Genomic DNA, 25,641 nt, shown 5'->3' with positions numbered 1-25,641 from the left:
GTTGTGGAAGAGGTCAGTGGGCGAGGCGGCCGACGCGTCACAGGTCCGCGTTGATGTCGACGTCCTTGGTTTCCTTCAGGAAGACCAGGCAGACGACCAGCGACAGGGCGGTCCAGGCAATCGGGTACCAGAGGCCGAAGTAGATGTTCCCGTTCAGCGTCGACAGGGCGAAAATCACCGTCGGCAGCAGGCCGCCGATCCAGCCCGCTGCGAAATGGTAGGGAACCGACATCGAGGTGTAGCGGATGCGCGTCGGGAACAATTCGACCAGCAGTGCCGGTATCGGCGTGATCGAGGCGATGGCCAGGATCATCGGCACCAGCAGCAGCAGGAAGATCATCGGCGCGTTGAAATCCTTCGGATCCGCCTTGGCAGGATAGCCGGCCGCATCAAGCTGCGCCCGCAGCGCGGCGTTGAAGGCCGCCGCCTTGGCGCCCGCTTCCGCCGTCGGCAGCCCGTTGGCGTCGTAGGCATCGACCGTCCGGCCGCCGACCCGGACCACCGCGGTGGCGCCCGGCCGCTCGGCGACGCTGTAGCTCACCCCCGACGAGGCCAGCGCCTGCCGGGCAATGTCGCAGGGGTTGGTGAATTTGCGGGTACCGACAGGGTTGAACAGGAACGAACAGCCTTGCGGATCGGCCTCGACGACCACCGGGTTGCGCTCCTGCGCCGCTTCCAGCGCCCGGTTCGCGTTGTGGGTGAAGGCGTGGTAGACCGGCAGATAGGCACACAGTGAGAGCAGATAGGCGGCGATCAGCACCGGCCGGCGCCCGATCCGGTCGCAGAGCCAGCCGACCAGCGCGAAAAAAGGGATTGCGGCGATGGTGGCGAACACGACCATCGTGTTGACCTGGGTTGGGTCGACCTTCAGCACCTGGGTCAAGAAGAAGGTCGGGTACAGCGCTGCGGCGTAATAAACGCAGGTCTGGCCGGCGCAAAGGCCGAACGCGAGCATGATCCGCTTCAAGTTGGCACGATCCAGCAGAGCCTCGCTGAGCGGAGCCCGCGACAGCCGCTGCTTGGCCTTCAGCATCTGGAAGGACGGGGATTCGTCCATCTGCCGACGGATCCACACCGACATCGCCAGCATCGGCAGCGAGAAGACGAAGGGCAGGCGCCAACCCCAATCCTCGAACGCGTCGCCCGTGAGGGCCCGTGCCAGCAGGATCAGGCCGAAGGACAGCAGAAGCCCAAGCGTGCCGGTGGACACGATCCAGGAGGTGTTCAGCCCGCGGCGTCCGGGCGGCGAATGTTCGGCAACATAGATCGCCGCCCCCCCATACTCGCCGCCCAGCGCCAGCCCCTGAAGCATGCGCAGCGACACCAGGGTGATCGGGGCGGCGATGCCGACCGTGCCGTAATCGGGCAGAAACCCGACACCGACCGTGGACAGGCCCATGATGACGATGGTGATCAGGAAGGTCTTCTTGCGCCCTACCATGTCGCCGATGCGGCCGAACACGACGGCACCGAAGGGCCTCATGATGAAGCCGGCGGCGAAGGTAAGCAACGCGAAGATGAAGCCGGTGGTCGGATCGACCCCGGCAAAGAATTTCTTGGCCAGCACGGCCGCCAGCGAACCGTAAAGGGCGAAGTCGTACCATTCGAACACCGTGCCGACCGACGCGGCGGCGACGACCCGGCCGGTCGACGTCAGGCGGCTCCTTGATGCTGCTGCAGCCTGCGGTGCCTCAGCGTCCATATCCATGTCTTCCTCCCTTTTTTGATGCCGACCCGCAGCCTGGCGAACAGCCCCGGCCACCCCGGTCCCGTCGGACCAAGTCCCCGCGCCCGCGTGGCTTTCGACCGGCGAGATCGCGGTCTCGTTCGTTGATCAGTGCGGTGATTATAGCGCAGGATTTCGGGGCACGAACGTTGCGCGAAACCCAGCGAGCCTTTGACGGGTATAGGCAGCGACCTTGGCGGAGCGATGAATTTCGGTTGCGGTTCGCCCTTCCCCATGGGGGCAAACACGCCGTGGGCCAGCCTGCGAAAGACCGGCCCACGTCCCCCTCAAGCGGCCTTGCCCAGCGCTTCGAAGCTTTCGCCAGCGGCCGCCAGCCGCAGCAGCAGGGGCGCCGGTCGAAGGGTCTCGTCGCCCGTCTCCCGGGCGAAGCCGTCCAACATGGCGGCAACATGCGCCAAACCGACCCCGTCGGCCCAATGCATGGGTCCGCCGCGCCAGGCGGGCCAGCCATATCCATTGAGCCAGACGACGTCGATGTCGCCGGGCCGGGCGGCGATCCTCTCCTCCAGGATGCGCGCGCCCTCGTTCACCATCGGGTAGAACAGCCGGGCGATGATCGCCTCGGCCGTAAAGGACTGGCGGACCGCCCCGGCCTTGGCGGAGACTCCCTCGATCAGGGCCTCCACCTCCGGGTCGCGGCTGCCGACGCGAGCGCCGTCGGCGTAACGGTAGAAGCCGGCACCCGTCTTCTGGCCGAAGCGCCCCAGCTCGCACAGCGCGTCGGCGACGGGTGCCTTGGCACCGGTCGCCTTGCGGCTGCGCCAGCCGATGTCGAGGCCCGCCATGTCCATCATCGCGAAAGGGCCCATGCGGAAGCCGAAGTCGGTGACCGCGGCGTCCACTTCGTGCGGCAGCGCGCCGGCCAGCAACAGCCGCTCGGCGGCGGCGGTGCGGCGGGCCAGCATCCGGTTGCCGACAAACCCGAAGCACACCCCGACCGTCACCGGCAGCTTGCCGATGCGGCGGGCGAGGTCCAGGCTGGTCGCGAGCACATCGGGTGCGGTGGCGGCGCCACGAACAACCTCAAGCAGCCGCATCACGTTGGCCGGGCTGAAGAAATGCAACCCGATCACGTCCTGCGGACGGGCTGTCGCGGCGGCGATGGCGTCGACGTCGAGGTAGGAGGTGTTGGTGGCGAGGATGGCACCCGGCTTCGCCACACGGTCGAGGGTCGCGAAAATTGCCGCCTTGACCGCCATGTCCTCGAAGGCCGCCTCCACAATGAGGTCGGCATCGCCGGCATGGTCGAGCCCCACCTTGCCTTCGATCAACGCCAGCCGCCTGTCCCGGTCGGCAGGGGCCAGGGAACCGCGCTTCACCGATTGGTCGTAGGTCGCCCGCAGTCGGTCAAGGCCGCGCTTCAGCGCTTCCTCCTCCTGCTCGATCAGGGTCACTGGGATGCCGACGTTGGCAAAGCAGGCGGCGATGCCGCCGCCCATGGTCCCCGCTCCAACGACCGCGACCCGCTGGACCGGCCGGCGTGGCACATCCCGCGACAGGTCGGGCACCCGCGCCGCTGCCCGCTCGGCGAAGAAAACATGGCGCAGCGCGCGGGACCGCGGATCGTCGATCAAGGCGAGGAAGCCCTCGCGTTCCACCGCCAGCGCCTCATCGAAGGAACGCTCGAAGGCGGCGCGCACCGCCGCGACCAGCGCAGGGACGTTGGGCAGTTCGGGGGAGCGGCGCAGCGCGTCGGCGGCCTCCCTCTCGAAGGCCGCGCGGGCCTCGGAGGTCAACCTGTCGGTTCGGTCGCGGGTCCGCAGCAGCCGGCCGCCGTTCGCCAGCTCCAGTGCCCTGGCGCAGGCAGCCGCCAGCAGGTTCGGCCCGTCCGCGGCGTCCGCAAGGCCGCGGGCGATCGCGTCGGCCGCCGTGATCGGTTCGCCGTCCCGCATCATAGCGAAGGCCGCTGCCGGATCGATCAGGCGGGGCAGGCGCTGCGTGCCGCCGGCACCCGGAATGAGGCCGAGCTTGATCTCCGGCAACCCGAGCGTGGCGACCGGCGTCACGATCCGCGCGTGGCAGGCCAGCGCCAGCTCGAGTCCCCCGCCGAGCGCCGCGCCGCCGATGGCGGCGACCACCGGCTTGCCGCTTCCTTCGATCCGTCGCAGCAGATCGGGCAAGGCGGGCGGCAAGGGTGGCTTGCCGAGTTCGGCGATGTCGGCGCCGGCGATGAACACGCGCCCCTCCGCCGCGATCACGATCGCCCGCACATCCGCATCGTCCTGCGCCTCGGCCAGCGCCGCGTCGAGGCCGGCCCGCACCGCCGCAGCGAGCGCGTTCACCGGCGGGTTGGCGATGGTGAGGACGGCAACACCGTCGGAACGGTCAATCCGTACGGCAGTCATGACACCTCCTTGTTCAAAAATATTTCGCAAAAGCAAATCAGCAGTCTGGTAAAGAACGGATTTCCTCAACAATAGGCGTCACCAATGCATTCGGCAAATACGAGCGGCTCTCGCCCTCTGCTCGATATAGGTGCGGCCTATGCAAACCTGATCGCAAGTACGCGCGACACGTACTTTGCCGGTCGAAGGGACGCCAAAGTCTACAGCCGACCGGGCAACTTGCCCGGGAAACGGCTGTCGCCGATCAGCCGTCCATCGCGGGATAATCGGTATATCCCTCGTCGCCGCCGCCGTAGAAGGTTGCCGGATCGGCGGTTGCCAGCGGCATGCCGGCCTTCAGACGCTCGACCAAGTCCGGATTGGCGATGAACGGCCGGCCAAAGGCTATTGCGTCTGCGCGGCCTTCCCGCAGCGCCGTGTCCGCCATGACGGAGTTGTAGCCGTTGTTGGCCATGTAAGCGCCCTTGAAGACCCGCCGCAGCGCCCCGAAGTCGAAGCCCGGTGCATGGTTGCGCGCGCCGCCCGTCGCGCCCTCGATCATGTGAAGGTACGCCAGTTCGAAGCGGTTCAGGCCTTCCACCGCGTGCCGGAACAGCGGGGCCGGGTCGCTGTCGTGCGCATCGTTGACGGGGGTGACCGGTGACAGCCGCAGCCCGGTCCGGTCACCGCCGATCGCTTGCGTTACGGCGCCCACCACCTCGAACAGAAAGCGGGTCCTGTTCTCGATGCTGCCGCCGTAATCGTCGGTGCGCCGGTTTGAGCCGTCCCGCAGGAACTGGTCAATGAGATAGCCGTTGGCGCCGTGGATCTCGACCCCGTCGAAGCCGGCCCGGCGGGCCATTGCCGCGGCATGGGCAAAATCGTCCACCACCCGCCGGATCTCGTCGCGTTCGAGTGCCCTCGGTTCTTCATGCGGCTCGAAGCCCGTTTCCGTGAAGGCTTGTCCCCGCGGCGTGACGGCCGACGGCGCGACCGGCTGCGCACCACCGGGCTGGAGCGAGGGATGCGAGATGCGGCCGACATGCCAGAGCTGAACGACGATGGTGCCGCCCCTGGCATGCACAGCGTCGGTCACCGACCGCCAGCCGGCGACCTGCTCATCGGTGTAGCAGCCCGGTGTCCAGGCATAGCCTTTGGCCGCATCACTGACCTGGGTCGCTTCACTGATGATGAGGCCGGCCGAAGCCCGCTGGGCATAATAGACGGCGGCCGATGGCCGCGGCACGTCGCCGGGCAGCGCGCGGCTGCGGGTCAGCGGCGCCATGACGATGCGGTTGGCAAGCGCGAGCGCCCCGAGGCGAGTCGGCTGAAAAAGCGGGCTGGTGACGACGTCGATGAACATGAGGACGATCCTTGCCACACGGAAACGCCGCCACCCTATTCCGATACGTTGTGTATCGCAATTCTTGACCGCACAGCCCGGTCCCTTTTACGATACGAAACGTTTCGGATTGGGGTGTTGCATGGATCGGCAGAACCGCGAGTTGCGCTCGTTGATTGAACCGGACGGTAGGCTCCGCCTCTGGCTGGAGAACACACCGATGAACGCGCCGGGCGCGGGCGAGATCGTCGTGCGCGTGGAGGCGGCGCCGCTCAATCCGTCCGACCTGCTGCTGCTGCTCGGGCCAGCCGACCCTGGGAGCTTGCGGCAGGCGGGCCAGCCCCACCGCCCAATGGTCGAGGGTGAGGTGCCGCGCGAGCTCCTGCCCGGCATCACCGGGCGGCTCGGGCAGGCGCTGCCGGTCGGCAACGAAGGCGCGGGCACGGTGATTGCCGCGGGACTTGGCGCCGAGGCGCTGATCGGTCGAACGGTTGCGATCCGGGGCGCTCCCGGCACCTACGCGGCCTACCAGACGGTGCGCGCGACGGACGCGCTGATTCTGCCGGACGGCGTTTCGGCCCGCGACGGTGCGTCCGCCTTCATCAACCCGCTGACCGCGCTCGGCATGGTGGAGACGATGCGACGCGAAGGGCACCACGCGCTGGTCCACACCGCCGCCGCCTCGAACCTCGGCCGGATGCTGAACCGGCTGTGCCGCGCCGACGGCGTGCCGCTGGTCAACATCGTCCGTCGGCCGGAACAAGTCGACCTGTTGCGATCGGAAGGCGCAGCCCATGTTCTCGACAGCAGCGCTCCCGCCTTCGCCGATGCGCTTCGCACCGCCCTGGAAGCAACGGGCGCAACGCTCGCCTTCGATGCGATCGGCGGCGGCACGATGGCGGCGACGATCCTCGCCGCAATGGAGGCCGTCGCCGCGCGGCGGCTGCCAGTCTACAGCCGCTACGGCGCGCCTACGCCCAAACAGGTCTATATCTACGGCATGCTGGACCCGGGTCCACGCGTGCTCGAAGGGCAGTTCGGAATGGCCTGGAGCGTTGGTGGCTGGCTGATGACCTGGTTCTACGACCGCCTCGACGAGGCAGATGCCGGACGTTTGCGCGAGCGCGCCGCGGCCGAGCTCCTGACCACCTTCGCGAGCAGCTACACCGGCGAGATCGGACTGGCTGAACTCCTCTCGCCGGACTCGCTGCGCACATGCACGCGCCGTGCGACCGGCGCAAAGTTTCTCATCGCGCCCTCGCGGGACTTGGCATGAGCGGCGGCCGCGGCCGAAAGCGCAGCGAGACCTCGCGCCAAGCAATCCTGGAGGCGGCTTTCGCGCTCATGCAGGAGGATGGTTTCGACCACCTGTCGATCGAAGGCGTCGCCACCCGTGCCGGCACCGGCAGGACCACCATCTACCGCTGGTGGCCGAGCCGGGGCGTGCTTGCGGTGGAAGCGTTCCTCGCATCCACCGAGCCGTTGATCGCCTTCGCCCACAGCGGTTCCGCGCGGGACGACATGGTGCAGCAGATGCGAGCGCTCGCCGCGCTTTACCGTGGACCGACCGGGCGGCTTGTGCGCGAAATGATCGGCGCGGCCCAGCACGATCAGGCGATGCGCGAAGCTTTCAGCTCGGGCTTTCTGGAGCCGCGCCGCGAACAGGCGCGGGCGGTGTTCCGCCGGGGCGTGGCGGCGGGCGAGTTCAGGACCGGGATAGACGCGGATCTGGCAATCGATGCGCTCTATGCCCCCATCTACTATCGCTTGTTCGCCTCGGGCGCGTCGATCGACGACGACTTCATCGCACGCCATGCCGAATTGGTCCTGCGCAGCATCGCGCCGGAATCCTGACAGCCCTTCCCTTCGACGGAGCGATACCATGCCCGCGGACTTTGGCGCACAAATTGGGGTTCTGTTGCGGCGTTTTCGACGGTGCGGAGATCGGGTTTCTCCGCGGGGTGATCCTGTGGGCGGGCGCTGGTAGAGGACAACGCGAAGGGTGTCAGCTAAACAACCCTAAGACGGAACCGGCAAAGAACTCCGTTCAAAGATCAGCATCATCGCTTCCATTTACGCCAGGAGCTGCATAGAGCGCGGGCTTTCCAATCTTGATCCGTGCAGCGGCTTCACGAACCGTGAGTTCTTGGGCGAGGAGTGCCTTTGCCCGGCGGAGCTTGTCCCTGGTCACCACCGGCGTGCGCCCGCTTTCATTCCCGGCAAGGCCGCATGGGTCGCCGTCAGCGCCGGGTGAAGGGTGAGCCGCATGACCTCCTCCAGCACCGCGAGATCAACCGTGCCGAGCGGCTGCGGGCGAACGAGACCGACATTGTTGACCACGCTATCGACGGCATAATGTGTGACGATGTCGGCGAGCGCGCCGGCCGCCGTCTCGCCGGCCGTGTCGAGCGGGTAGAGCGTTCCCGGAAATTCATCGGTCAGGGTGCGCGCGATGCCGATGACGGTGTGACCGTGCGCGGTGAGCCGATGCGCAAGGGCAAGGCCGATGCCCTTGTTCGCGCCGGCGATCAGGAAGCCGCGGTGCATCATGATTCTCCGGCACCCGCTCCGCTGTGGGGCGGGGGCATTGTTGAAGGCGGGCGGATCGACAGGGATCAGGCGGCTGCCGTCCGGCTGGCGTTGCGCAGTGTCGGCAGCGTGCGAGACGGTGCCGCAGGGCAGGGGCTCGCGCCGGAGCCGCTCGGCGATCTGCTGGGGCGACCAGCCCGCGCGCAGCTTGGCGATGACATGTTCGCGCAGTTCGGGTCGCAACGCCAGCTTGGCCCGCCGCCCCCGCCGTTTGCGGGCGTACTGGTCGGCCGTGGTGCCGTCGGTATCCCTGGCCCCCGAAGCCGGTAAGCCCTTGTACTGACACAAGAGTTGCACTTGAGGATAGAACCTACCCAGAGCGGCACCAAAATTCCCATAAGAGGGCTTATGAAAAAAAGTTCGCAGCGCAGGACCCCATCGCTGTGCTCCACAAACCGATCCCCCCGGCCCGACTCCATGCCGCGTTGCCGCTGATCTGCCGTCAGTGAGATTGGACACCGGACAGCCCATATGGGAGTCCGATGAACGAGTCGAATCCGAACCAGAAGTTGTTGCCCGCCACCGATTCAGCGGTCACGGGCAAGCCGATCCAGCGCTGGAGCGCGGCGCGTAAACGCGAGGTGGTCCTGCGCCTGCTGCGCGGGGAGTCGCTGGACGCCGTCTCCCGCGAGATCGGAGTCGAACCCTACCGTCTGGAGCAATGGCGTGACCGCGCCCTGAGTGGCCTGGACGCCGTGCTGAAGGAGCGCCAGGACGAGGATCCCGTCCAGGTTGGCTTGGACGCCGCCTACAAGCGCGTCGGCGAACTCAGCATGGAAAACGAGTTGCTGCGCGAGAAGATCGCCCGCCTGGAGGGCGGCGTGCCTTTTCGCCGGGCGAGGTCGCGTCGATGAGCGCGGCGACCTCGCCCGCCACCGGGCGGCCCTATGGCGTGCAGCGGGTCTGCCGCGTCTGGGCCGTGGCGCGCTCCTCCTTCTATGCCGCTGCCAACCGGGCCGCCGAGACGGCTCCGCCCGCGCGGCGCGGGCCGGTGCCGCCGGTCGATGAGCCCAGCCTGCTCGCCGCCATTCAGGCCGACCTGGCCCAGTCTCCCTTCCAGGGCGAAGGCCACCGCAAGGTGTGGGCCCGCCTGCGCTACGGCCTCGGTTTGGCGGTCGGGCGCAACCGCGTCCTGCGCCTCATGCGCGAGCACCATCTGCTGTCACCCCATCGCCGCCCGCCGCGCCCGGCCAACGACCATGACGGCACCATCCTCACCGACGCCCCCGACGTGCTCTGGGGCACGGATGCCACCATGGTCCAGACGGTGGAGGACGGGCGGGTGTGGACCTGCGCCGCCCTCGACCACTTCAATTCCGAGGTCGTCGGGCATTACGTCTCGACCGACGGCTCGCGCTTCTCCGCCCTGGAGCCGCTCAGCCAAGCGCTCACCGCGCGCTTCGGCGGGGTCGGCGCGGGCGTCGCCCGTGGGGTGAGCGTGCGCGCCGACAACGGCCCGCAGTACATCGCCCAGCACTTCACCCGGCAGGTCAAGCACTGGGGCATGACCATGAGCTACGCCTATCCGTATCAACCTGAGTGCAACGGCGTGGCCGAGCGCTGGTTCAGGACCTTGAAAGAGCAAGCCATCTTCGGGCGCGTCTTCCGCACGGTGGCCGAGGTCAAGGCCGCCGTCACCGCCTTCGTGGCCCGCTACAACGCCTCCTGGCCTCTGGAGCGGCTCGGCTATCGCAGCCCGCTCGCCTACCGGACCCGCTACGCGGCCGAGCGGAGGGCCGCCGCATGACTGATCCTGCTGTTCGACCGGAAACGACCGATCTCGCCATCCCGACCTGGCTTCCGCCAGGCCAGCGGGCGCTGGGGCGGTCAAGCACGGCCAAAGGCCGCCGCGCCAGCGGCTCGTGCTTGACGGCACCGAGCCCGATGGCATTCTGGTCCCCGTCGGGAGATGCCGCTCTGAGTTGCAGCCCCTAACCACTCCCCGGTGTCCAGACTATTGGCGGCGGTACATGCCGCGTTGCCGCAAAAGACGATCGGCGACGCGGAGGCGGAAACCCAGGCCCCGGTCACGAAACCGGGCAAGCCGTGGCGCCAACAACCCGACGAGCCGGCGCATAGGCCGATCATTGTTGGCCGATCATCGGCAGCACCGTGCGCCCGGACGCACGTCTGGCGAACCCGTTTCACCGCTCCGGCCGAATATGCATCAACCGCGGGCCGCCATGCGTTCCGCGTCCTGAAGCAGGCTCCAGGCAGGATGTCCCACCTCATGAGCGCCTTTCTAAGGGCCGGCGAACATTTGGCCGCCTTCGGTGCACTTCCTCCAGATTGCGGCGGTCTCGCGACGTCCGACGGAATTCTCGTCGCTGACGGTGGGGCTCCGCAACCAGAGCTACACCTCCGGTCGGACAGCGCGCAGGTGCACCTTCACGTGCAGCGTCTGGGGCGGCCGCGCGTCGCGCATCGCGCCGGACATAGCCCAGCCAAGTCGCCTTTGGCCCGGTTTCGTGATGGGCTCCCTCGTTGACCGGTGCGCAAACAACGGCACTGAAATCGAGGCCCGTGGAGGCTATTATCGGAAGCCGTGACGCCGCGCCTTACCAGCGTTGGTCGCTCGGCCTTCAGCGCGTTGGAGGCGTGGCCGCCTCCGATCTTCCTTGGTGCAGTTCATTTCCGAGTGACGACAACACGGCATGCAAATCTTCTGCGACGAAAGCGGCGGCATAAATCAGGGGCATTTCCTCGTGTCGGCCGTCCGGATTGACGGTGGCCAAGCACTCCGAATGCTCAAGACGATCCGGAAGCTGACGGGCATCTCCGGCCCCGAGTTGAAAGGCAACGCTCTGGACATCGGGCAAATTGAGACCGTCTTCAGCGTCATCCAGCGGTACCCCGAAGCCGTCGCGGTGTCGGTGGTCTGCCGCCGCGATGATCCTGTTGGTGGATGGGCCACCGGCACACTGGAGGAGCATCAGATTTGGCGTGAGCTGATCGTGGAATGCTGCCTGCCACTCCACCGGCAAGGCGTGCAAGGTATTGTTCCCGACGGTGGGCGATACAAGAAGGCGATCCTCCGTGCCATCGAGGTGGAGATCGCCGAGTCCGTCTCGCGTCGCACGGCCCTGCCGCGGGTTCCGGTCGGCTGCGCCAACAGCGTTGCGACGCCGGGCATTCAGATCGCCGACGTGATCTCCAACACCGTGCATCGCGCCATCAGCGAATATCCGGATGCCGAGGCTTGCCGGCGGTTTCTGGCCGCAGCCAACGCCGCTGGCCAGTTCCGGATCTCGATGGTGGACATGGCCGAGTGCCGTCCGGCTTGGCTGGATACGGCCTACCCTGGGCTGTAAAACGCCGAAAGCCGCCCGGAGGCGGCTTTGGGTGGTGTGTCGGCGCTTCGCCTACATCCCCGTCTAAGTGACTGACGGTGCCAAACGGCCCCTCCTGGACGGGCAGCGAGCGCGGCCTTTCGGCGCTGACCTCGACACAACCCTAATTATGGGTTCTCCCCCGACCTGGGTCAATGCCATTTCGGCATTGCCGAAAACTCAGTGGCGGGAAAGAGGGAATGATCATGGCCAAGGACGCTGGTCATTCCAATGTCGGCGGCTCAGGCAACGGTTCGCGCGGCATGTCCGGCACCGCGGCGGCGCCAAAGCGCAGGAAGCGACGGCGGCATTGTCGCACCAACTGAACCGACGCGCAGAGAGCCCAGCATTCCTGACTGGGTCAGGCCGTCGCCGTCGCGGCCTGCCAGTCGGCCATGGCCTGCGCCCGGAAGGTGCGCAGGGTGCGGCGGGAAACCAGATGGCGCTGGAGGCAGCGTGGTACATCGAGGCGAGCGGGGCCGGACTGCGCCCGTGTTCCCGGCCTTTTCAAGAGACGCGGACATAGCTCGGGCGTGCCAAACCGAACATGCGGTTGAGCAGGTTGGCGGCGACCATGAGCTCGGTACGCCGCCCATCGTCGCTGTGGGCGCGCAGGCGGTCGCCAATGACCTGTTTGTAGCGCGCGATCGCCGCCTCCGCTTTGGCCCGCGTGTTGGAGCCGGACGTTTGCTGCCAAGCCATGCGGCCGGTCTCGGCAATCGCCAGAAGGTGGCGGTCGCGCTGGGTCGGCGCCGCCTCCGCGGTGGTGCTGAGGGTCGCATCGCGGCGTGGTGGGGCGATCACCGCCGCTTCCGGGTGGCGGGCGGACACGGCCGCGTACACGTCGGTGCGGTCGTAGCCGCCGTCGCCGATCAGCACCTCCACCGGGGCGGTGATCTGATCGAGCAGAGGGCCGACTTGCGAAGCGTCGTCGACATCGGGCGCCGTCAACGCCAGAGCGACAATTTGCCCCGTGCCGGCATCGACGCCGACGTGGAATTTGCGCCAGGATCGGCGCGTCTTGGAGACGTGCTTCTCGACCAGCCACTCGCCCGGGCCGCTGAGTTTCAGCCCCGTGCTGTCGACCAGCAGGTGCCATGGACCAGCGGTCTGCGGACGGATTTTCACGGCCAGGGTGCGGGCTCGGCGGCTCAGGGTCGTGTGATCGGGCACCGGCAGGTCGAGCTGGAGCAACGGCATCAGCGAGCCGATCAGCCCCTCGGTCTGGCGGAAGGCCAGGTGGAAGAGCGCCCGAAACGTCAGGGCGGTCTCGATCGCCACAGCCGAGTACCGCGATTGCCCACCGCACGTGGTCCGTGGGGCGGCGCGCCAGGCCTGGATGGCCTCCTCACGGAACCAGATCGTCAGGCGACCACGCTGGCGCAGACTGGCCTCATAGGCCGCCCAATTCGTCACACGGTACTTGGCGCGCGGGAACTGGTGGCGGTGCGCAGCGTGGTGCTTGAACGGCATTGGTCGGTGGCGGTGATGGACATGAACGGGAAGCGGTTTTCTACGCCGATCCGCAAGCCGCCGCCATTCCCGCATCCCTGCACCACGCTGGATGGTGTTCAACGCGGCTCCGGGCGATGTCGGCGCGATGAATCGGTTCGTTGAGGTTGGGGCGGAGCAACTGCGGAAGGATTATCTGGCACACGGGGCGGAGCTTCCGCTGTGGGCTCTGGCACGGCGGGCAAGCGACAGTGTCTCCATCCTCTATGGCGAGTTTCGGGTCGGGGACGGCGCGTCGCGCGAAAACAGTGCTCTTGCGTTCTTTCCAGCCCGCCCGGGATTGGTGGTGGCGGTAACCCTGGCGGTGCGTGGCTCCGACCTGGCGACCGAAGACCGTCATAAAGTGGCCCAAATCCTCGGCCGAGAGCTCGACCGCTCTCCGTGACCGCACAGGGATATGGCGCAAAGGGCAACAGCTGCCGGTACGGTGGCTCTTGTCCCGGTCCTCGCTGGGTTCGCTTTGGGCCGAGAGCTGCCGGAACCGTGTTGCGAAAGGGGAGGATCCGCAGAGCCTCATGGCTCGTTACGGCCGTGAGCCACGCGAAACCAATGCTCCGCGTACTGGCGGCACGTTTCGGCCTCGACGGAATCGCCGGCTCGCTCGGCATCATCGGCGCGGGCGAGCCATTGCGCGTGCTTTTGCTCGGCGGAACCATTCACCTTTGGGCGGGCTCGCGCCGGGGCTCCTTGTACGGCTTGCTGTTGGGCTGCTTTGCCGAACCGAAGCTGCCGACGGGCGCGACCGCTCGACGGGTTGTCAAAAGGCATGAATGTTGATCCTCGGGTGGTCGGCGGGCTGCGATCAGGAGCGATCGATCACTCTCGAATGTCTATTCCTGGCGCTCTTGCGTCATCCCGGAGAAGGCCCGAAACGCGTCAGCCACATCATTCATGACCTGCGGGAAGAACGCAATACGACCGACCAGCGGCCCCTTGGTGATCGGCGTCGGCCGGGGAAGAACGTGAGGAGGCGGGGTGGTTTGCCAATGCCTCGTTCGTCCGCGCGCTGAGGCTCGTAGACCTGGAACGCGAGTTGTTCATCAGGTTCGGCTGCATAGGGAAGCGCGGGTGCGATCCGGCGCTCCGCACCGGGAAGAATATATTAGTCGCCTTGGGTGGTCCTTTCCGTTGACCACCATGCTGGCCCGCACCGCCGCAGCACTCCTCGTGCTCCTGAAGCCCTCCGGCACCACAAGGGCGCGCCGACTGTCTGCCCGGGGCATTTCACGGGCGGCAGCGCGCCGGGCTTGTCCAATCCGGAGTTGACGCCCAGGACGCGCGAATTGTGCTTGTGGGCCTTCGTGGTGCTGCACTCCGGCCTGACCCGGACCTCGCCGTGGGTGGCCGAGCACATGACGCTTCCGCAGTGCCGGGAGGGAATTGGTGAAACTGGGCGGCAACGGAAAGGCGCTCGAGGCGCCATTGTTATGGCCCGATCCAGGCCCACGCCGCTTGAGGCGCCGAGTCATGGGCCCAGGGCTCGCCATCCATCCGCCAGAGGGTCGGCCCGCTCGGCCCGCCACCGGCACGGTGCAGACGGTAGGGCGAAATGGCGCTGTCGCACTCAGGACAGTGGCCCATCCAGCCCTGGGTTTCCCGTCGCCCGGGGCGCAGCACCGCGAGGTCTGGGCGTCGCAGAAGCAACGTTGGCAGCGCCGTCCGGTACGCAGCGAGCACCTCGGGCACTTTCCCCACATCCTGCGCCGCCAGGAACCCGCCGGGGGCGAGGACCGGGTGGCCGCCGATGTTGCCGAAGCCGAGTGGCACCGCGATGTCGCGCTGGCACCGCCAGCACACCGTCGCCACCGTCACCAGATGCGGCTCCGCGGCGGCCGGCATGAATCGGACCTCTCCAGTCAGCAGCTTGGTCGTAAAGCGATCCAACCCCAACCGGCCGTCCACCATCCTCGATACGGCCGGCACCACCGCCGGCACCCTGCGGCCGTCGCCGCATGGCAGCAGGCGGAACAGGGGCAGCGCAGGATCGGCTTCGTATTCCGGCACGCCGTAGCCGATCAGCCATGCTCCCCGTATCCCTGCTGAGGCATAACGGGCTTGCCGGTCGGCAATGGCATCGAGCGTGAGCCGGGACAATTGGACTTCGATGGCCGCCCTCCAGCGGGGAGCTTCGACCAGCACGTCGGCCTCGGTACGTGTCAACGCGAATGAGACAGCAGAGTGAATAGTCTTGGCTCAGGGGTTCGGGTTTGGCGGCGGGTCGGAGGCGCGAAGCCCGGCGTCCGTCTGCCGCCAGAATGCCGGCGGGCTTGGTTCGCGCAAGGCCCTTCCGTCCCGCCCCGTGGGGCGGGCCCCTCGCGAAGAGCCTTGCGCGCCCCGGCGCGCGCCGGCGGTGGCGTGGGCAGGCCGGGACGACGGGATGGCCGCGGTCCAGCCGAACAACAGGATGGAGGTGATTGGCATCAGCTCACCTTGGGGTCGGCTGGCGGGTTGATCCATACCGCCGCGGGTGGGGCCGGGGCTTCGGGCGGCTTGCGCACGAAACGGTCGGGATGGCGGCGATGGACGTCATCGAGCACCGCCTGCCGCGCCGCACAGATCGCGCCGGTGTCGCCATAGTGCACCTGGTGCGGCGTCATCAGCGCCAGCCCGGAGTGGCGGTGCTCGGTGTTGTACCAGGCGAAGAAGGTGCGGCAGAACGCCCGGGCATCCTGGATCGAGCCGAAGCGGTCCGGGAAGGTGTGGTGGTACTTGAGCGTCTTGAACTGAGCCTCGGAGAAGGGATTGTCGTTGGACTGCTGCGGGCGGCTATGGCTGCGCATCACGCCGAGGTCGGCCAGCAACTCGATCACCGCCTTGGCCTTCATCGCCGCGCCGCGGTCGGCGTGCAGCGTCAGCCGGTCGCGGGCGACGCCGTGCTTGCGCACGGTCTGCCGGATCAGCCGCTCGGCGAGAGCCGCGCTCTCCCGGTACGCCACCGTCCAGCCCACCACGGCGCGGCTGAAGATGTCGAGAATGACGTACAGGCACAGCCAGGTGCCCTTGACCGGACCCTTCAGCTTGGTGATGTCCCAGCTCCACACCTGGTTGGGGCCGGTGGCCAGCAACTCGGGCTTCGTATAGGCCGGATGCCGACGTTGCTGACGGCGCTCGCGCACCTCGTGGTTGGCGGCCAGCAGACGATACATGGTGCGCACCGAGCACAGGTACTGCCCCTCGTCGAGCAACGTGGCGTAGACCTGGGCCGGGGCGGCATCGACGAAGCGTTCACCATGCAGCAGGTCGAGCACTTGGCGGCGTTCCGGCGCACTCAACGTGCGCGGCGGTGAGGGGCGACGCGGTGGTGGGCACGGCGGCCCGACGCGACGCTGGCGGTCGCGGTGCCGATAGAAGCTGGCGCGGGGGAGACCGAGTGCCCGGCAGGCGGTGGCGACGTCCACCGCCGGGGCCGCCTGCTCAATGGCGGCCATCACCGACTCTCGTCGCGGTCCGTCGAGGGCAGCGGAAGTCCCAGCACGTCGGAAAGTTTTGGAGATCGATGACCGCCTCGGCGCGGGTGAGGCGCTCGCGCAGGCGTGCGTTCTCCCGCTCCAGGCGCTCTACGTCGCTTTTCAACGGATTGGCCGGCGGGCTCTTCGGGCCGGGCTTGGCCGGCGCCAGTCCGCGCAGCATGCCGGCATCGCGCTGCCGGCGCCATCGCCCGACATTGGAGGAGTACAGCCCTTCGCGGCGCAGAATGGCACCCACATCGCCAGGGCGAGCGCGGTCGACCTCCTCCAGGATGCGCAGCTTGTCGGCCACACTGAAGGTCCGGCGTTGCGGTCGATCGCTGACCTCCGGATCCGGAGCCGAATGGAGGGCGGGAAGCTGGGGCGGGGTCTTCGTGCTCATCGGGTCCTCAACAGCGCCCTCTACTGATCATTTCAGGAGGCGGCTGTCTCACTCGACGTTGGCACAGAGGGCCACCCAGCCCGCCCCGCGTGCTTCCGTCGTTACGGCGAGGCCGAGTGTCGCGGCGGCGCGGGCGATCACGCTTTTGGCCACAATGTGGTCCGGGCTTTCCCGGCCGGCGCAAGCCTTGCCCGGAACATGGCGGAAGAACTCTGCCAGCCCGTCGATGAGCGGACCGGAATGACCGCCCGGCCACAGCAGGACGCGCTGAGGCCCCGGTCCCGGTACTTGGCTTTCAGCTCATTCCACGCAGCTGGCGACATCGCCCAGGCGTGGAAGACAGTCCCATCCAATCCCTTGGCAAGCAGCGGCATGGCACCGGTTGGTTTGACAATCTCCGATCATCGCCATAACGCACCGTGATCGTGCCGGACAAGTGTTCATGGGGGCAACGCTGGACATTGCGCGGCGTTCGTGTCCACGGCCGCGACGACCAATCAGGTTTGCAGACGTGCCACGTTTTCCAGGTCATGCTTGCGTTGCCTTACCCGTCGCTCGTAGCTGGCCTGGTTCTTGGTGGCGACCAAGCGGTAGGGGCGTCCCCGCCGATCGGTGGTCACATCGACATCGCTCCGTACCCGCTGGATCGTTCCCTCGACATGGCTGCGCAGTGGTTCGGCGGCTTTGAACACCCAAACCTTCTGGGTGGGTTCGTCGAGGAAATCGTCGAGGTCGCGACAATGCGGGCATGAACAGACGCGCGCTGCCTTCCGCCGCCAGTCCTGTGGTGCCTCGAGGGGCTCAGCGATGCGGGCGCGCAGGTGAGTGAGGCATGCGTCACGCAGCCGTTCGACCGCCGCCATTCCTCGGGTTGCGGGCGCGGCGACGAGTTTTATCACGGCCGGAACGAGCACCCTGTCGACATGGTACGTTGCCGGCCACGCTAGCAAATACGCGCCTGCGCGCGCGGCCAACGCGGAGTCGATCGCCCCGAGTGCGGTGAGGAGATCGACGACAAAGCCCGGCGACACAGGGATCACGCCGCCTGACCAGGCATCGCGTGGCACCGCGCGGGCCGGATCGCCGGGCAGGGCGTCGACCAGGATTGTAGCAACATCGATCAGGCCGGCTTGCCGCTCCGGCGGCCACGCGGTGGCGGCACGGGCCAACAGCGCGCCGCAGGCGTCCAGCGATGTGCCGGCTCTTGCGGCGATGAGGCGCGCAATGAGCGCGTTGGCCCGCTTGGGCGCCAATACACCGGCGGCGCCGATGATGGCGTCGGCGTCCTCCTTGCTGAAGCCACCGCGAGCGGCGAGCCCTTCGAGGGCTGCGGCGATCCGTGGCGCGTCGGCGAGCCGGCTCAGCAGGCCCAGCATGCGCGCGGTGTCGCTCGGTGCTCGCCCATGCCCTGGCCAGTCGCGGCCCGCCCAGCGCGCCAGCATGTGCTTGGACAGCGCGTGGGCCTGCTGCCACAGTGGGGAGCGGCGGTCGCCCCCGACGGCCTCCCATCGATCGGTCAGGGTCTCCAGATAGGGCAGGGTAGTGGCCAGGCCGGCTTGGCTCAACACGGCGAGAAACCCGGTGCGCGGCCACAGCACCAGGGCCGCTCGGCGGTAGGTGCGCTCGAAGGAAGCGCCTTCGTTGCCGGTCGCCTCCAGAAAGTGCTCCTCATCCGGCTCGAGGTCATCCAGGGCACCAGGCGGCGCGACGTCCTCATCCTCGACCGGAATGTCCCCGAGCGGTGTGGGCGTGCCGTCGAGCGACCGCCAATTGGTGAGAACCGCCGAGCGCTCGCTGACCTCGATGACCTCGAACTCGTCCTCGTCCGGCTCCGACCAGCGGCGACGGTACGACCCCGCGTACTCGGCGGGGCCGCTCTCCTCGATCACCATCAGGGCCAAGTTGAGGTCGCAGTCGGCCTGCTGTGCCGCCGCGGCGAGCACGCCCGCCACCGCCGCATCAGCCCCCTTCAACGCCGCAAACCCGAGTTCGGCCAACGTGTAGGCATGCTCCAGCGGATAGATCAATTTTTCGGGCGCCTCATCCTCAGGCCCTCGCCTGGCCCTTGCCCAGCCATTGAGGAGTGCCGCGGCGCGCGCCGTTTCGCGATCGTGGTCCGGGGGCATGGGGAGCGGTCCCCGCCGCGGGCGCAGCAAGTTGTAGACCAGTACCAGCCGGTGGCCGGCGGTGACGGGCCGGACCTCGTGGGGACAGTCGGCGTAGAAGGCGGCAAACGCCACCTCCGACGGCTCCTCACTGCTCAGGTCAACCTGGACCTCGCGCTCCTTGTGCCGCACGATGAGTTCGCCGCCACTGGACAAGGACGGCAAGGCGATCACCAGCGTGGCGAACATGCCGGGAGCCTTTTCCGTGTCGCGGTGGCTGACGAAGAAATCGCCCGGGCCGTAGAGCAGCAGCTTGTAGAGGTCCGCGGAAACCGGTTCGCTCACGCCCAGCCCCGCGGCCACACGCGCCAGGATGCCATCCAGCGTTTGTTGCCAATGGCGGCCCCGGATATGGACGCGATTGGCGGCGATCTGCCAGGTCCGCCGCGTCGTTGCATCGACTATGGTCTCCGGACCGCGGCCATAAGGTGCGCGTTCGGCCACGCCAACGAGTTGTTCCGCCTGGACCGGCAGAAGCGGCAGAGCGATGGGACCAACGCCGTCGACCTCGATCAGGGGCGCCAGCAGCTCGGTGGTGCCGGAGGCGACAAAGTCCCCGGGCCGGCGAACCGTGCTCAACAGCGCGGCGAGGTCAACGGTGAGAGACGGCATAAAGGATCCCTGCTCCGGCGAGGCGCTTACCGGGTGATATGATCCCAATCCGCTGTCCTTGGACAATCGCCCATTCGGTGGTGCGCGGACGAAGGGCCATCGGCGCGCTGACAAAGGCAACGCTCAATGCGACGGTCTTAACTCAGCCACCGTCGCGGAGGAGCTCCCAAAACTTGGCCTTGCGGCCGTGCTCCTGGCGCAGGCGGGCCATGAAGGCGTCGTGGCTCTCGATGCCGGCGTCCTCCGGCAGCTGCCCGGCCAGGCTTTCGCAATGGCGCACATCGCGCACGGCGTAGCCGTACTGGCTGGCGCTGGCGCGGCCGAGGATACTCTCGATCATGCGCCGGTAGAGCAGGGTGGCCGCGACCGGGTGCTTGCCGGCGAGCGCCTCGGCGGCGGCCGGCAGCGTGCGGTAGTCGCGGCCGTCGAACTCCTCCAGCCGCTCGCGGACCAGCTGCGCGGCGCCGTGAACGTCGCGCCAAGCGACGAAGAAGGCCAGCGCCCGGTGCGGGTCGGGAAAGCGGCGGGCGATCTCCTTGGCCTTTTCCTCGGCCTCGAAATCCTCGAAGTCGGGCAGGCGCTTGAGGAAGTCGCGCAGGTGGTCGGCGTCGAGCGTTTCGGTGAAGCTGGTCCAGCGGAGCCGCTGCGCCTCGTCCTTGCGACCCAAGGCATCGAGGGCGGCGATGCGCAGGTCAGTCGCCTCGTCCTTCGGCCAGCCGCCAAAATACAGCAGCTCCTCGAGGTCCGGGTTGCGGCGGCGGTCGGGAACGCGGTCAAGCCACGCGAGCGCGTCCTGTGCCCGCCCCGCCTTGAGCAGGCGCTTGGCCACCGCGACTGCGTCCCCGACCCCGCTGCCCTGCGCCTGGACCGCGGCAATGAAGCCGTCGACGTCGTCCTCCACGTCCGCCAGCTCGGCCAGCGCTTGCGCCAGCGTGAAGCGCCGGTCGTCAAAGCCTCGGTCCTTTCCGCGCGCCTTTGGCGCCGCACCGAGGGCTTCCTGGAGCATGGCCTTCAGCCGTGCCCGCCCGTCCGCTCCCAGGGCCGGGCCCAGGGCGGAGACGACGCCGTCCTTCACGCCGTACTCGTTGGACCGGAGCAAAGCCAGGGCAAGGCGGGCCAGCGCCTCCGGGTCGACCGCCGGAAGCTGGGCCCACAAGCGCCCGAGGTCCTCGACCGCACGGCGAAACACCGCCACCGTGCCGGCGCCGTCGTCGACCCGCTCGTACAGCGTGTCGGAGAGGTTGAGGAAGTCCACCATGCGCTCCGCCGCCGCCCGGGCGTCGACGGGCGCGAGCGTGGCGACGATGGTGGTGCGCAGGTTGTCGAGCTCCTGGACCAGGGGCTTGCGCTTGTCCCACGCGATGAAGCTCTTGGAGCGGGCGATGGTGCGCAGGCGTTTGTCGATCGCGGCGACCAGCTTGGTCGGGCTCTCCCCCGCGGCTAGGGCCAGCTTGGCGGCCTTGCGCACGACCGGGTCGGCGGCGGCCAACTCGGCAAGCAGGTCGGCCAGCCGCTTCGCTCCGAGCGCCTCCAGCTTGTCGGCGGTGATCTCCTTCCCCCGTGCCATGGCCTCGTCCTTGTGTGCGGTCATGGCGACGATACTCATTTCGCGGCGGAAAGCCACTCCCGGAGCTTCGACCAGCGCCGTCGGCCGAGCACCCCGCGCACCGCCATCGCCAGCGCCCGCCTCTGACCGATCATGATGACCAGCCGCTTGCCACGGGTTACGCCGGTGTAGATCAGGTTACGCTGCAGCATGGTGTAGTGTTGCGTCGTGACGGGAATCACCACCACCGGGTATTCGGAGCCTTGGCTCTTGTGGATGGTGGTGGCGTAGGCCAGGACGATTTCGTCCAACTCGCCGAACTCATAGGTGACCGGGCGACCATCGAACGCCGCCGTGAGCGTGCCGTCCTCCGGGTCAATGGCCGAGACGACGCCAAGGTCGCCGTTGTAGACGTCCTTGTCGTAGTCGTTCTCGATCTGCATCACCTTGTCGCCCACCCCGAAGGTCCAGCCGAAGCGCTCGACGCGCAGCGCGCCGGGCGGGTTGAGCGCCGCCTGCAGCTCGATGTTGAGGGAGCGCGCCCCGAGCCCGCCGCGGTTCATTGGGCACAGCACCTGGATGTCGCGCACTGGATCGAAGCCGAAGCGCTTGGGGATGCGGTTGCGGACGATCTCGATCAGCGTGCCCACGCCGCTCTCGGGCGTGGCCGCCTCGACGAAGTAAAAGTCGCTCTCCTCGCCGGCCTTCGGCCACTCCGGCATCCGGCCAGCGTTGATACGGTGGGCGTTGACCACGATGCGGCTGGTCGCCGCCTGGCGGAAGACCTCGGTCAACCGCACCACCGGTACGGCGCCGCTGGCGATGACATCGCCCAGCACTTGGCCCGGGCCGACGGACGGCAGCTGGTCCACGTCGCCGACCAGCAGCAGAGCGGCGCGTGGCGGCACGGCGCGCAGCAGCGCGTTCATCAGCGGCACGTCGACCATGCTGGTTTCGTCCACCACCAGCAGGTCGCACTCCAGCGGGTTGGTCTCGTCGCGTTTGAAGCCGCCGTTCTGCGGGTCGGTCTCGAGCAGCCGGTGAATGGTCTTAGCCTCCAACCCCGTGCTTTCGTTCAGCCGTTTGGCGGCCCGGCCGGTCGGGGCCGCCAGAGCGATCGCCACGCCCTTGGCGCGCAGCACCTTGAGGATGCTGTTGACCAGCGTGGTCTTGCCGACGCCGGGGCCGCCGGTGATGACCAGCACCTTGGAGGCCAGCGCCTGCCGCAGGGCAGCGCGTTGGCTGTCGGCCAGCGTGATGCCGGCCTTCTGCTCGACCCAGGGGAGCGCCTTGTCGGCGTCGATCGCCGGCCACGGCACCGCGTCCGCACTCAGCCGGCGCAGCCGCTCGGCGATCGTTTGCTCCGCCCGGTACAGGCCAGCGAGAAAGACGCACGGCTCGCCCCCTAGTGTGTCGGCGACGACAATGCCTTCCTTCAATTCCAGGCCAAGCGCGGTTTCGATGATCGGCGCCTCGATCTCCAGCAGCTTCTCCGTCAAGGGGATCAGCTCCGCCATGGGCAGGCCGCAGTGCCCTTCGCCGGTCGCCTCGGACAGGGCGAAGCTGATGCCGGCCCGCGCCCGGATCATTGCCGTCTTCGCAATGCCGAGCTTGGCGGCGACAGCATCGGCAGTCTTGAAGCCGATGCCGCGGATGTCGCGGGCCAGCCGATACGGGTTCTCGGTGATGAGCTGAATCGCGTCCGGCCCATAGGTCTTGAAGATGCGCACGGCGCGCGAGGTGCCGACGCCGTGGCTGTGCAGGAAGACCATGATCTCGCGGATGATCTTCTGATCGGCCCAGCCGGCGACGATGCGCTGGGCGCGCTTCGGCCCGATGCCGGTCACCTCGCGCAGTTTGTCGGGGTTCTGTTCGATCACGTCGAAGACCGCGTCGCCGAAGGCCTTCACCAGCTTCTTCGCATAGACCGGCCCAATCCCCTTGATCAGCCCGGAACCCAGGTATTTCTCGATGCCTTCGGTGGTGGTCGGTGGGGTGGCGCGCAGGAAGTCCGCCTTGAACTGCAGCCCGTGAGTGCGGTCGTTGACCCAGGTTCCGGAGGCTTGGATGAACTCGCCGGCGCTGATCATCGCCGCGTGCCCGACGACGGTGATCAGATCGCGCTGCCCGCGCACCTTGGTGCGCAGCACACAAAAGCCCGTCTCTGGGCTGTGGAAGGTGACGCGCTCGACCAGGCCGGACAACGGCTCACGCGCGACGGTACTCTGCGCGGGCATGCTCATTCGATCCATGATGCAGCCCGTGCCCACCGGCGCACAACCCATCTTTTCGGCTGCAACGGTCCAACACCGAGCTGGATGCTTCACACGCGGACCACCCGTCGCCGCGATACCATCCGAGGACTTCCTTCAAAAACGGGAGCGGGCTCGGCATTCAACATCGCTTTGTGATTGGAGCCGCGCACCCGCGGCATGGCTTTGGCCCCTTTGCCGGGCGGCCAATCCACTCGGGCCTCTTCTCTCCCTCAGCCGAGCGCGCTACATCTCAGCGCCGCTTCGACACACCATGAGCAACGATGACCGCCACGCCTGACTTTCTGCCCAAGGAGCGCGACCTGATCCGGCGCGAGTTCATGCTCCGGCTCAACAGCGCTCGTTCCATTCATGACGGCATCCTGGTCAAGCGCTGGGCGACCGGCCCGCACAAGGGCCAGCCCAAGCCGGCCGCCGCGGTGCAGAGCATGATCGAGCGTGGCCTGTTGTCTCTGGTGGACGACGGCGCGCACTGGCTGAAGGCGACCTTCACGCCGGCGGGCATTGAGGCCCTGCGCCGCATGGCCGCGGACAAACGGGCGCTGCCGCCCAACCAGTACCAGCAGCTGCTCGACGAGCTCGCCGGCCTTCCGTGAGGGGAGGGGAGATGGCACGCGCTTCGGTTCAGGTCGGGGACCGCTTCACCCGGGCGGCCGGCTCGCCCAAGATCTACGTCGTCACCGCCCTCGTCGACAAGCCGGGCCAACTCCCGCACGCCCGCCTGCTCCTGGAGGACGGCCTGCCCAGCGACGAACTCCTCGTCAGCGTCGACGCGCTGGGCGACCGCAAGCATTGGCGCCCGGTCCCGTGAGCGGCTCCACGACTGCACATCAGATGTCCGACCGGCTGCCGAGAGACGCCGGGAGCACGGACGCTGTGCCTTCGCTGTCGCGACCAGCGCTGTGGCCGGCGTCCCAGGCACCTAACGACGCCGTGAGCCGCGGCCCCTTGGCCCGGTAAGCCCTTGCACTGACACAAAAGTTGCACTTAAGGATAGAATCAACCCCACCGTCAAGCATAAGCCTTATAAGGGAACTTATGGAAATTGATTCCAAATGAGCGCTTGGTTTGTGCAATTGACACTTGGAGCGGCCGCCCTTCTCTAAGCCGGCGCTCAGGGAAGCCTCCTCAAGCGATCTACGGACTCCCGGAGAATCCGAACAGGTCGGGTTCCGGATCCTCCGCCGGGTTGATCAGGTCCGTACAGCCGACGCCGATGAGCCGGAAAGCCCGACCATCGGCTTCAGCCTCCAGGATTTCGTCAGCGACCTGGAGGATGTCTTCGGCCGAACGGGTTGGCTCGACGCGGCGGGAGCGGGTGAACTGGGTGAAGTCGGCGGCTTTGAACTTCACCACAATGCTGCGGCCGCGCACCCCTTCCCGCGCCATGCGGCGCTCCACCTTCTCCGCCAGCGGGCGCAGCTCCTCCCGGAGCGCCGCGGCCGTCGACACGTCCCAGTCAAAGGTCGTTTCCGCGGAAATCGATTTGCTGGGACCTTCCGGCTCGACCCGGCGGTCGTCCTCGCCCCGCGCAAAGCGGTACAACACCGGCCCCATACGTCCATAGCGCCTGGCCAGCCACAGCTCGTCCTTACTCTGGAGGTCGCCGACGGTGGTGATGCCGTCGGCCCACAGCTTCCGCTCCAACGCCGGGCCGACCCCCCACAGGATGGTGACCCGCTTGGGCGCTAGAAAGGCGGCGGCTTCTGCCCGGCCGACGACGAAGAAGCCCCGCGGCTTGTCCTGGTCAGAGCCGATCTTGCTCATCAGCTTGTTCGGCCCGAGCCCGATGGAGGCGGTGATGCGCAGCTCGCCTTCGAAGCGGCGGACGATCTCCACCAGGGCCTGGGCCGGGCTGATGCTCAGGCGTTCACGCACGCCGGACAGATCGAGGAAGGCTTCGTCGATGGAGAGCGGCTGGACCAGGTCAGTAAAGGCGCCCATAATCTCGCGGGCACGATACCCAACGGCTTTGTACTTCGCCATGTCCGGCGGGATGATGACGGCGTCGGGGCAACGTTCCAGAGCCTCGCGGATCGACATCGCCGAACGCACGCCAGACAGGCGCGCTGTGTAATCGCAGGCCGCCACCACGCCCCTGTGATCGCCGCCGACGATGACCGGCTTGCCGGCAAGTTCCGGCCGGTCGCGCTTCTCCACCGTGGCGTAAAAGGCGTCGCAGTCGATGTGCGCGATGCTGAGCGCGTGGAGCTCTGGATGCGTGACGAGCCGGCGGCCGCCGCACTTCGGACAGCGCGACGGGCCGCCCCGCAGGGCGGCGGCGCAATCCCGGCACACCGTGTCCAGCTCCATGCGGCGCTTTTCCGGTTCGACAGCGGGCCTGGCGCCCTTC

At 67.8% G+C, this 25,641-nt stretch carries 21 protein-coding genes; 9 read left to right on the top strand and 12 right to left on the bottom strand.

The genetic code is table 11. The features are described 5' to 3' along the window. Positions 1-37 precede the first annotated feature (37 nt). The 3 genes from M2351_RS31860 to M2351_RS31850 all read right to left on the bottom strand — a co-directional run bounded on the left by M2351_RS31860 (position 38) and on the right by M2351_RS31850 (position 5,434). Positions 38-1,708, bottom strand: coding sequence for an MFS transporter (locus tag M2351_RS31860; RefSeq protein ID WP_264660021.1), 1,671 nt, complete (start codon positions 1,706-1,708; stop codon positions 38-40). A gap of 305 nt (positions 1,709-2,013) precedes the next feature. Further along, positions 2,014-4,092: a 3-hydroxyacyl-CoA dehydrogenase NAD-binding domain-containing protein gene (locus M2351_RS31855; protein WP_264660020.1), complete on the bottom strand. Its 2,079-nt coding sequence runs from the start codon at positions 4,090-4,092 to the stop codon at positions 2,014-2,016. 244 nt (positions 4,093-4,336) lie between these two features. Next, on the bottom strand, positions 4,337-5,434 hold the full coding sequence (locus M2351_RS31850; protein ID WP_264660019.1) for an alkene reductase: 1,098 nt from the start codon (positions 5,432-5,434) through the stop codon (positions 4,337-4,339). 121 nt (positions 5,435-5,555) lie between these two features. Here M2351_RS31850 and M2351_RS31845 point away from each other — a divergent pair, with 121 nt between their 5' ends. Both M2351_RS31845 and M2351_RS31840 read left to right on the top strand, forming a co-directional pair. Beyond that, positions 5,556-6,689 carry an MDR/zinc-dependent alcohol dehydrogenase-like family protein gene (locus M2351_RS31845; RefSeq protein WP_264660018.1) on the top strand — a complete coding sequence of 378 codons (1,134 nt, stop codon included), beginning with the start codon at positions 5,556-5,558 and terminating at the stop codon, positions 6,687-6,689. Next, positions 6,686-7,267, top strand: a complete 582-nt coding sequence (locus M2351_RS31840; protein ID WP_264660017.1) for a TetR/AcrR family transcriptional regulator — start codon at positions 6,686-6,688, stop codon at positions 7,265-7,267. Before M2351_RS31845 ends, M2351_RS31840 begins: the two co-directional genes overlap by 4 nt. 333 nt (positions 7,268-7,600) lie before the next feature. Here the strand turns inward: M2351_RS31840 and M2351_RS45330 are convergent, their stop codons facing one another. Continuing rightward, a complete protein-coding gene (locus M2351_RS45330) occupies positions 7,601-8,290 on the bottom strand; it encodes an SDR family NAD(P)-dependent oxidoreductase (RefSeq protein ID WP_406567459.1) in 690 nt (229 codons plus the stop codon). Between the two features lie 194 nt (positions 8,291-8,484). Between M2351_RS45330 and M2351_RS31825 the strand changes: the two genes are divergently transcribed. The 4 genes from M2351_RS31825 to M2351_RS31810 all read left to right on the top strand — a co-directional run bounded on the left by M2351_RS31825 (position 8,485) and on the right by M2351_RS31810 (position 11,657). Next, complete coding sequence (locus M2351_RS31825; RefSeq protein WP_264660016.1) at positions 8,485-8,856, top strand: transposase; 372 nt, start codon at positions 8,485-8,487, stop codon at positions 8,854-8,856. Next, on the top strand, positions 8,853-9,749 hold the full coding sequence (locus M2351_RS31820) for an IS3 family transposase (protein WP_264660015.1): 897 nt from the start codon (positions 8,853-8,855) through the stop codon (positions 9,747-9,749). Before M2351_RS31825 ends, M2351_RS31820 begins: the two co-directional genes overlap by 4 nt. A gap of 907 nt (positions 9,750-10,656) precedes the next feature. Further along, a complete protein-coding gene (locus M2351_RS31815; protein ID WP_264660014.1) occupies positions 10,657-11,313 on the top strand; it encodes a DUF3800 domain-containing protein in 657 nt (218 codons plus the stop codon). Positions 11,314-11,531: 218 nt separating this feature from the next. After that, positions 11,532-11,657 (top strand): hypothetical protein, encoded by a 126-nt coding sequence (locus tag M2351_RS31810; protein WP_264660013.1) that lies wholly within the window; start codon positions 11,532-11,534, stop codon positions 11,655-11,657. A 181-nt stretch (positions 11,658-11,838) separates the two neighbouring features. On the opposite strand, the gene M2351_RS31805 is transcribed toward M2351_RS31810, so the two are convergent. Then, positions 11,839-12,804 (bottom strand): IS5 family transposase, encoded by a 966-nt coding sequence (locus tag M2351_RS31805; RefSeq protein WP_264660012.1) that lies wholly within the window; start codon positions 12,802-12,804, stop codon positions 11,839-11,841. A gap of 91 nt (positions 12,805-12,895) precedes the next feature. Between M2351_RS31805 and M2351_RS31800 the strand changes: the two genes are divergently transcribed. Further along, positions 12,896-13,228 carry a hypothetical protein gene (locus M2351_RS31800; protein ID WP_264660011.1) on the top strand — a complete coding sequence of 111 codons (333 nt, stop codon included), beginning with the start codon at positions 12,896-12,898 and terminating at the stop codon, positions 13,226-13,228. A 128-nt stretch (positions 13,229-13,356) separates the two neighbouring features. Here the strand turns inward: M2351_RS31800 and M2351_RS31795 are convergent, their stop codons facing one another. The 6 genes from M2351_RS31795 to recD2 all read right to left on the bottom strand — a co-directional run bounded on the left by M2351_RS31795 (position 13,357) and on the right by recD2 (position 23,252). After that, positions 13,357-13,611: a DUF4167 domain-containing protein gene (locus M2351_RS31795; protein ID WP_264660010.1), complete on the bottom strand. Its 255-nt coding sequence runs from the start codon at positions 13,609-13,611 to the stop codon at positions 13,357-13,359. Between the two features lie 657 nt (positions 13,612-14,268). Continuing rightward, the gene (locus tag M2351_RS31790) at positions 14,269-14,982 is read right to left on the bottom strand and encodes a competence protein CoiA family protein (RefSeq protein ID WP_264660009.1); all 714 of its coding nucleotides are present in this window, start codon (positions 14,980-14,982) and stop codon (positions 14,269-14,271) included. Positions 14,983-15,263: 281 nt separating this feature from the next. Continuing rightward, a protein-coding gene (locus M2351_RS31785) for an IS3 family transposase (protein WP_406567458.1) occupies positions 15,264-16,692 on the bottom strand; the annotation gives its coding sequence in 2 pieces (ribosomal slippage) (positions 15,264-16,316 and positions 16,318-16,692; 1,428 coding nt in all). A 497-nt stretch (positions 16,693-17,189) separates the two neighbouring features. After that, complete coding sequence (locus M2351_RS31780; protein ID WP_264660008.1) at positions 17,190-19,469, bottom strand: 2OG-Fe(II) oxygenase; 2,280 nt, start codon at positions 19,467-19,469, stop codon at positions 17,190-17,192. A 142-nt stretch (positions 19,470-19,611) separates the two neighbouring features. Beyond that, entirely contained in the window at positions 19,612-21,060 is a 1,449-nt protein-coding gene (locus M2351_RS31775; protein ID WP_264660007.1) for a DUF6880 family protein, read from the bottom strand. Positions 21,061-21,071: 11 nt separating this feature from the next. After that, complete coding sequence (gene recD2, locus M2351_RS31770) at positions 21,072-23,252, bottom strand: SF1B family DNA helicase RecD2 (protein ID WP_264660006.1); 2,181 nt, start codon at positions 23,250-23,252, stop codon at positions 21,072-21,074. Positions 23,253-23,551: 299 nt separating this feature from the next. Here recD2 and M2351_RS31765 point away from each other — a divergent pair, with 299 nt between their 5' ends. Both M2351_RS31765 and M2351_RS31760 read left to right on the top strand, forming a co-directional pair. Continuing rightward, the gene (locus M2351_RS31765) at positions 23,552-23,884 is read left to right on the top strand and encodes a hypothetical protein (RefSeq protein ID WP_264660005.1); all 333 of its coding nucleotides are present in this window, start codon (positions 23,552-23,554) and stop codon (positions 23,882-23,884) included. Positions 23,885-23,895: 11 nt separating this feature from the next. Beyond that, on the top strand, positions 23,896-24,099 hold the full coding sequence (locus M2351_RS31760) for a hypothetical protein (RefSeq protein ID WP_264660004.1): 204 nt from the start codon (positions 23,896-23,898) through the stop codon (positions 24,097-24,099). Between the two features lie 326 nt (positions 24,100-24,425). On the opposite strand, the gene M2351_RS31755 is transcribed toward M2351_RS31760, so the two are convergent. Further along, positions 24,426-25,601: a DNA polymerase IV gene (locus M2351_RS31755; RefSeq protein ID WP_264660003.1), complete on the bottom strand. Its 1,176-nt coding sequence runs from the start codon at positions 25,599-25,601 to the stop codon at positions 24,426-24,428. Between the last annotated feature and the right edge of the window lie 40 nt (positions 25,602-25,641).

Origin of the sequence: Azospirillum canadense, from assembly GCF_025961225.1 — a bacterium.
GTDB lineage: Bacteria > Pseudomonadota > Alphaproteobacteria > Azospirillales > Azospirillaceae > Azospirillum > Azospirillum canadense.
Note: the sequence above shows the minus strand (reverse complement) of the source record. Positions and strands in the feature narration are given on the sequence as shown.

What these genes read in the sequence shown, in the direction of transcription:
- M2351_RS31860 (WP_264660021.1), bottom strand. Translation starts at nt 1,708, where the DNA reads ATGGATATGGACGCTGAGGCACCGCAGGCTGCAGCAGCATCAAGGAGC.
- M2351_RS31855 (WP_264660020.1), bottom strand. Translation starts at nt 4,092, where the DNA reads ATGACTGCCGTACGGATTGACCGTTCCGACGGTGTTGCCGTCCTCACC.
- M2351_RS31850 (WP_264660019.1), bottom strand. Translation starts at nt 5,434, where the DNA reads ATGTTCATCGACGTCGTCACCAGCCCGCTTTTTCAGCCGACTCGCCTC.
- M2351_RS31845 (WP_264660018.1), top strand. Translation starts at nt 5,556, where the DNA reads ATGGATCGGCAGAACCGCGAGTTGCGCTCGTTGATTGAACCGGACGGT.
- M2351_RS31840 (WP_264660017.1), top strand. Translation starts at nt 6,686, where the DNA reads ATGAGCGGCGGCCGCGGCCGAAAGCGCAGCGAGACCTCGCGCCAAGCA.
- M2351_RS31825 (WP_264660016.1), top strand. Translation starts at nt 8,485, where the DNA reads ATGAACGAGTCGAATCCGAACCAGAAGTTGTTGCCCGCCACCGATTCA.
- M2351_RS31820 (WP_264660015.1), top strand. Translation starts at nt 8,853, where the DNA reads ATGAGCGCGGCGACCTCGCCCGCCACCGGGCGGCCCTATGGCGTGCAG.
- M2351_RS31815 (WP_264660014.1), top strand. Translation starts at nt 10,657, where the DNA reads ATGCAAATCTTCTGCGACGAAAGCGGCGGCATAAATCAGGGGCATTTC.
- M2351_RS31810 (WP_264660013.1), top strand. Translation starts at nt 11,532, where the DNA reads ATGATCATGGCCAAGGACGCTGGTCATTCCAATGTCGGCGGCTCAGGC.
- M2351_RS31805 (WP_264660012.1), bottom strand. Translation starts at nt 12,804, where the DNA reads ATGCCGTTCAAGCACCACGCTGCGCACCGCCACCAGTTCCCGCGCGCC.
- M2351_RS31800 (WP_264660011.1), top strand. Translation starts at nt 12,896, where the DNA reads ATGGTGTTCAACGCGGCTCCGGGCGATGTCGGCGCGATGAATCGGTTC.
- M2351_RS31795 (WP_264660010.1), bottom strand. Translation starts at nt 13,611, where the DNA reads ATGCCTTTTGACAACCCGTCGAGCGGTCGCGCCCGTCGGCAGCTTCGG.
- M2351_RS31780 (WP_264660008.1), bottom strand. Translation starts at nt 19,469, where the DNA reads ATGCCGTCTCTCACCGTTGACCTCGCCGCGCTGTTGAGCACGGTTCGC.
- M2351_RS31775 (WP_264660007.1), bottom strand. Translation starts at nt 21,060, where the DNA reads ATGACCGCACACAAGGACGAGGCCATGGCACGGGGGAAGGAGATCACC.
- recD2 (WP_264660006.1), bottom strand. Translation starts at nt 23,252, where the DNA reads ATGCCCGCGCAGAGTACCGTCGCGCGTGAGCCGTTGTCCGGCCTGGTC.
- M2351_RS31765 (WP_264660005.1), top strand. Translation starts at nt 23,552, where the DNA reads ATGACCGCCACGCCTGACTTTCTGCCCAAGGAGCGCGACCTGATCCGG.
- M2351_RS31760 (WP_264660004.1), top strand. Translation starts at nt 23,896, where the DNA reads ATGGCACGCGCTTCGGTTCAGGTCGGGGACCGCTTCACCCGGGCGGCC.
- M2351_RS31755 (WP_264660003.1), bottom strand. Translation starts at nt 25,601, where the DNA reads ATGGAGCTGGACACGGTGTGCCGGGATTGCGCCGCCGCCCTGCGGGGC.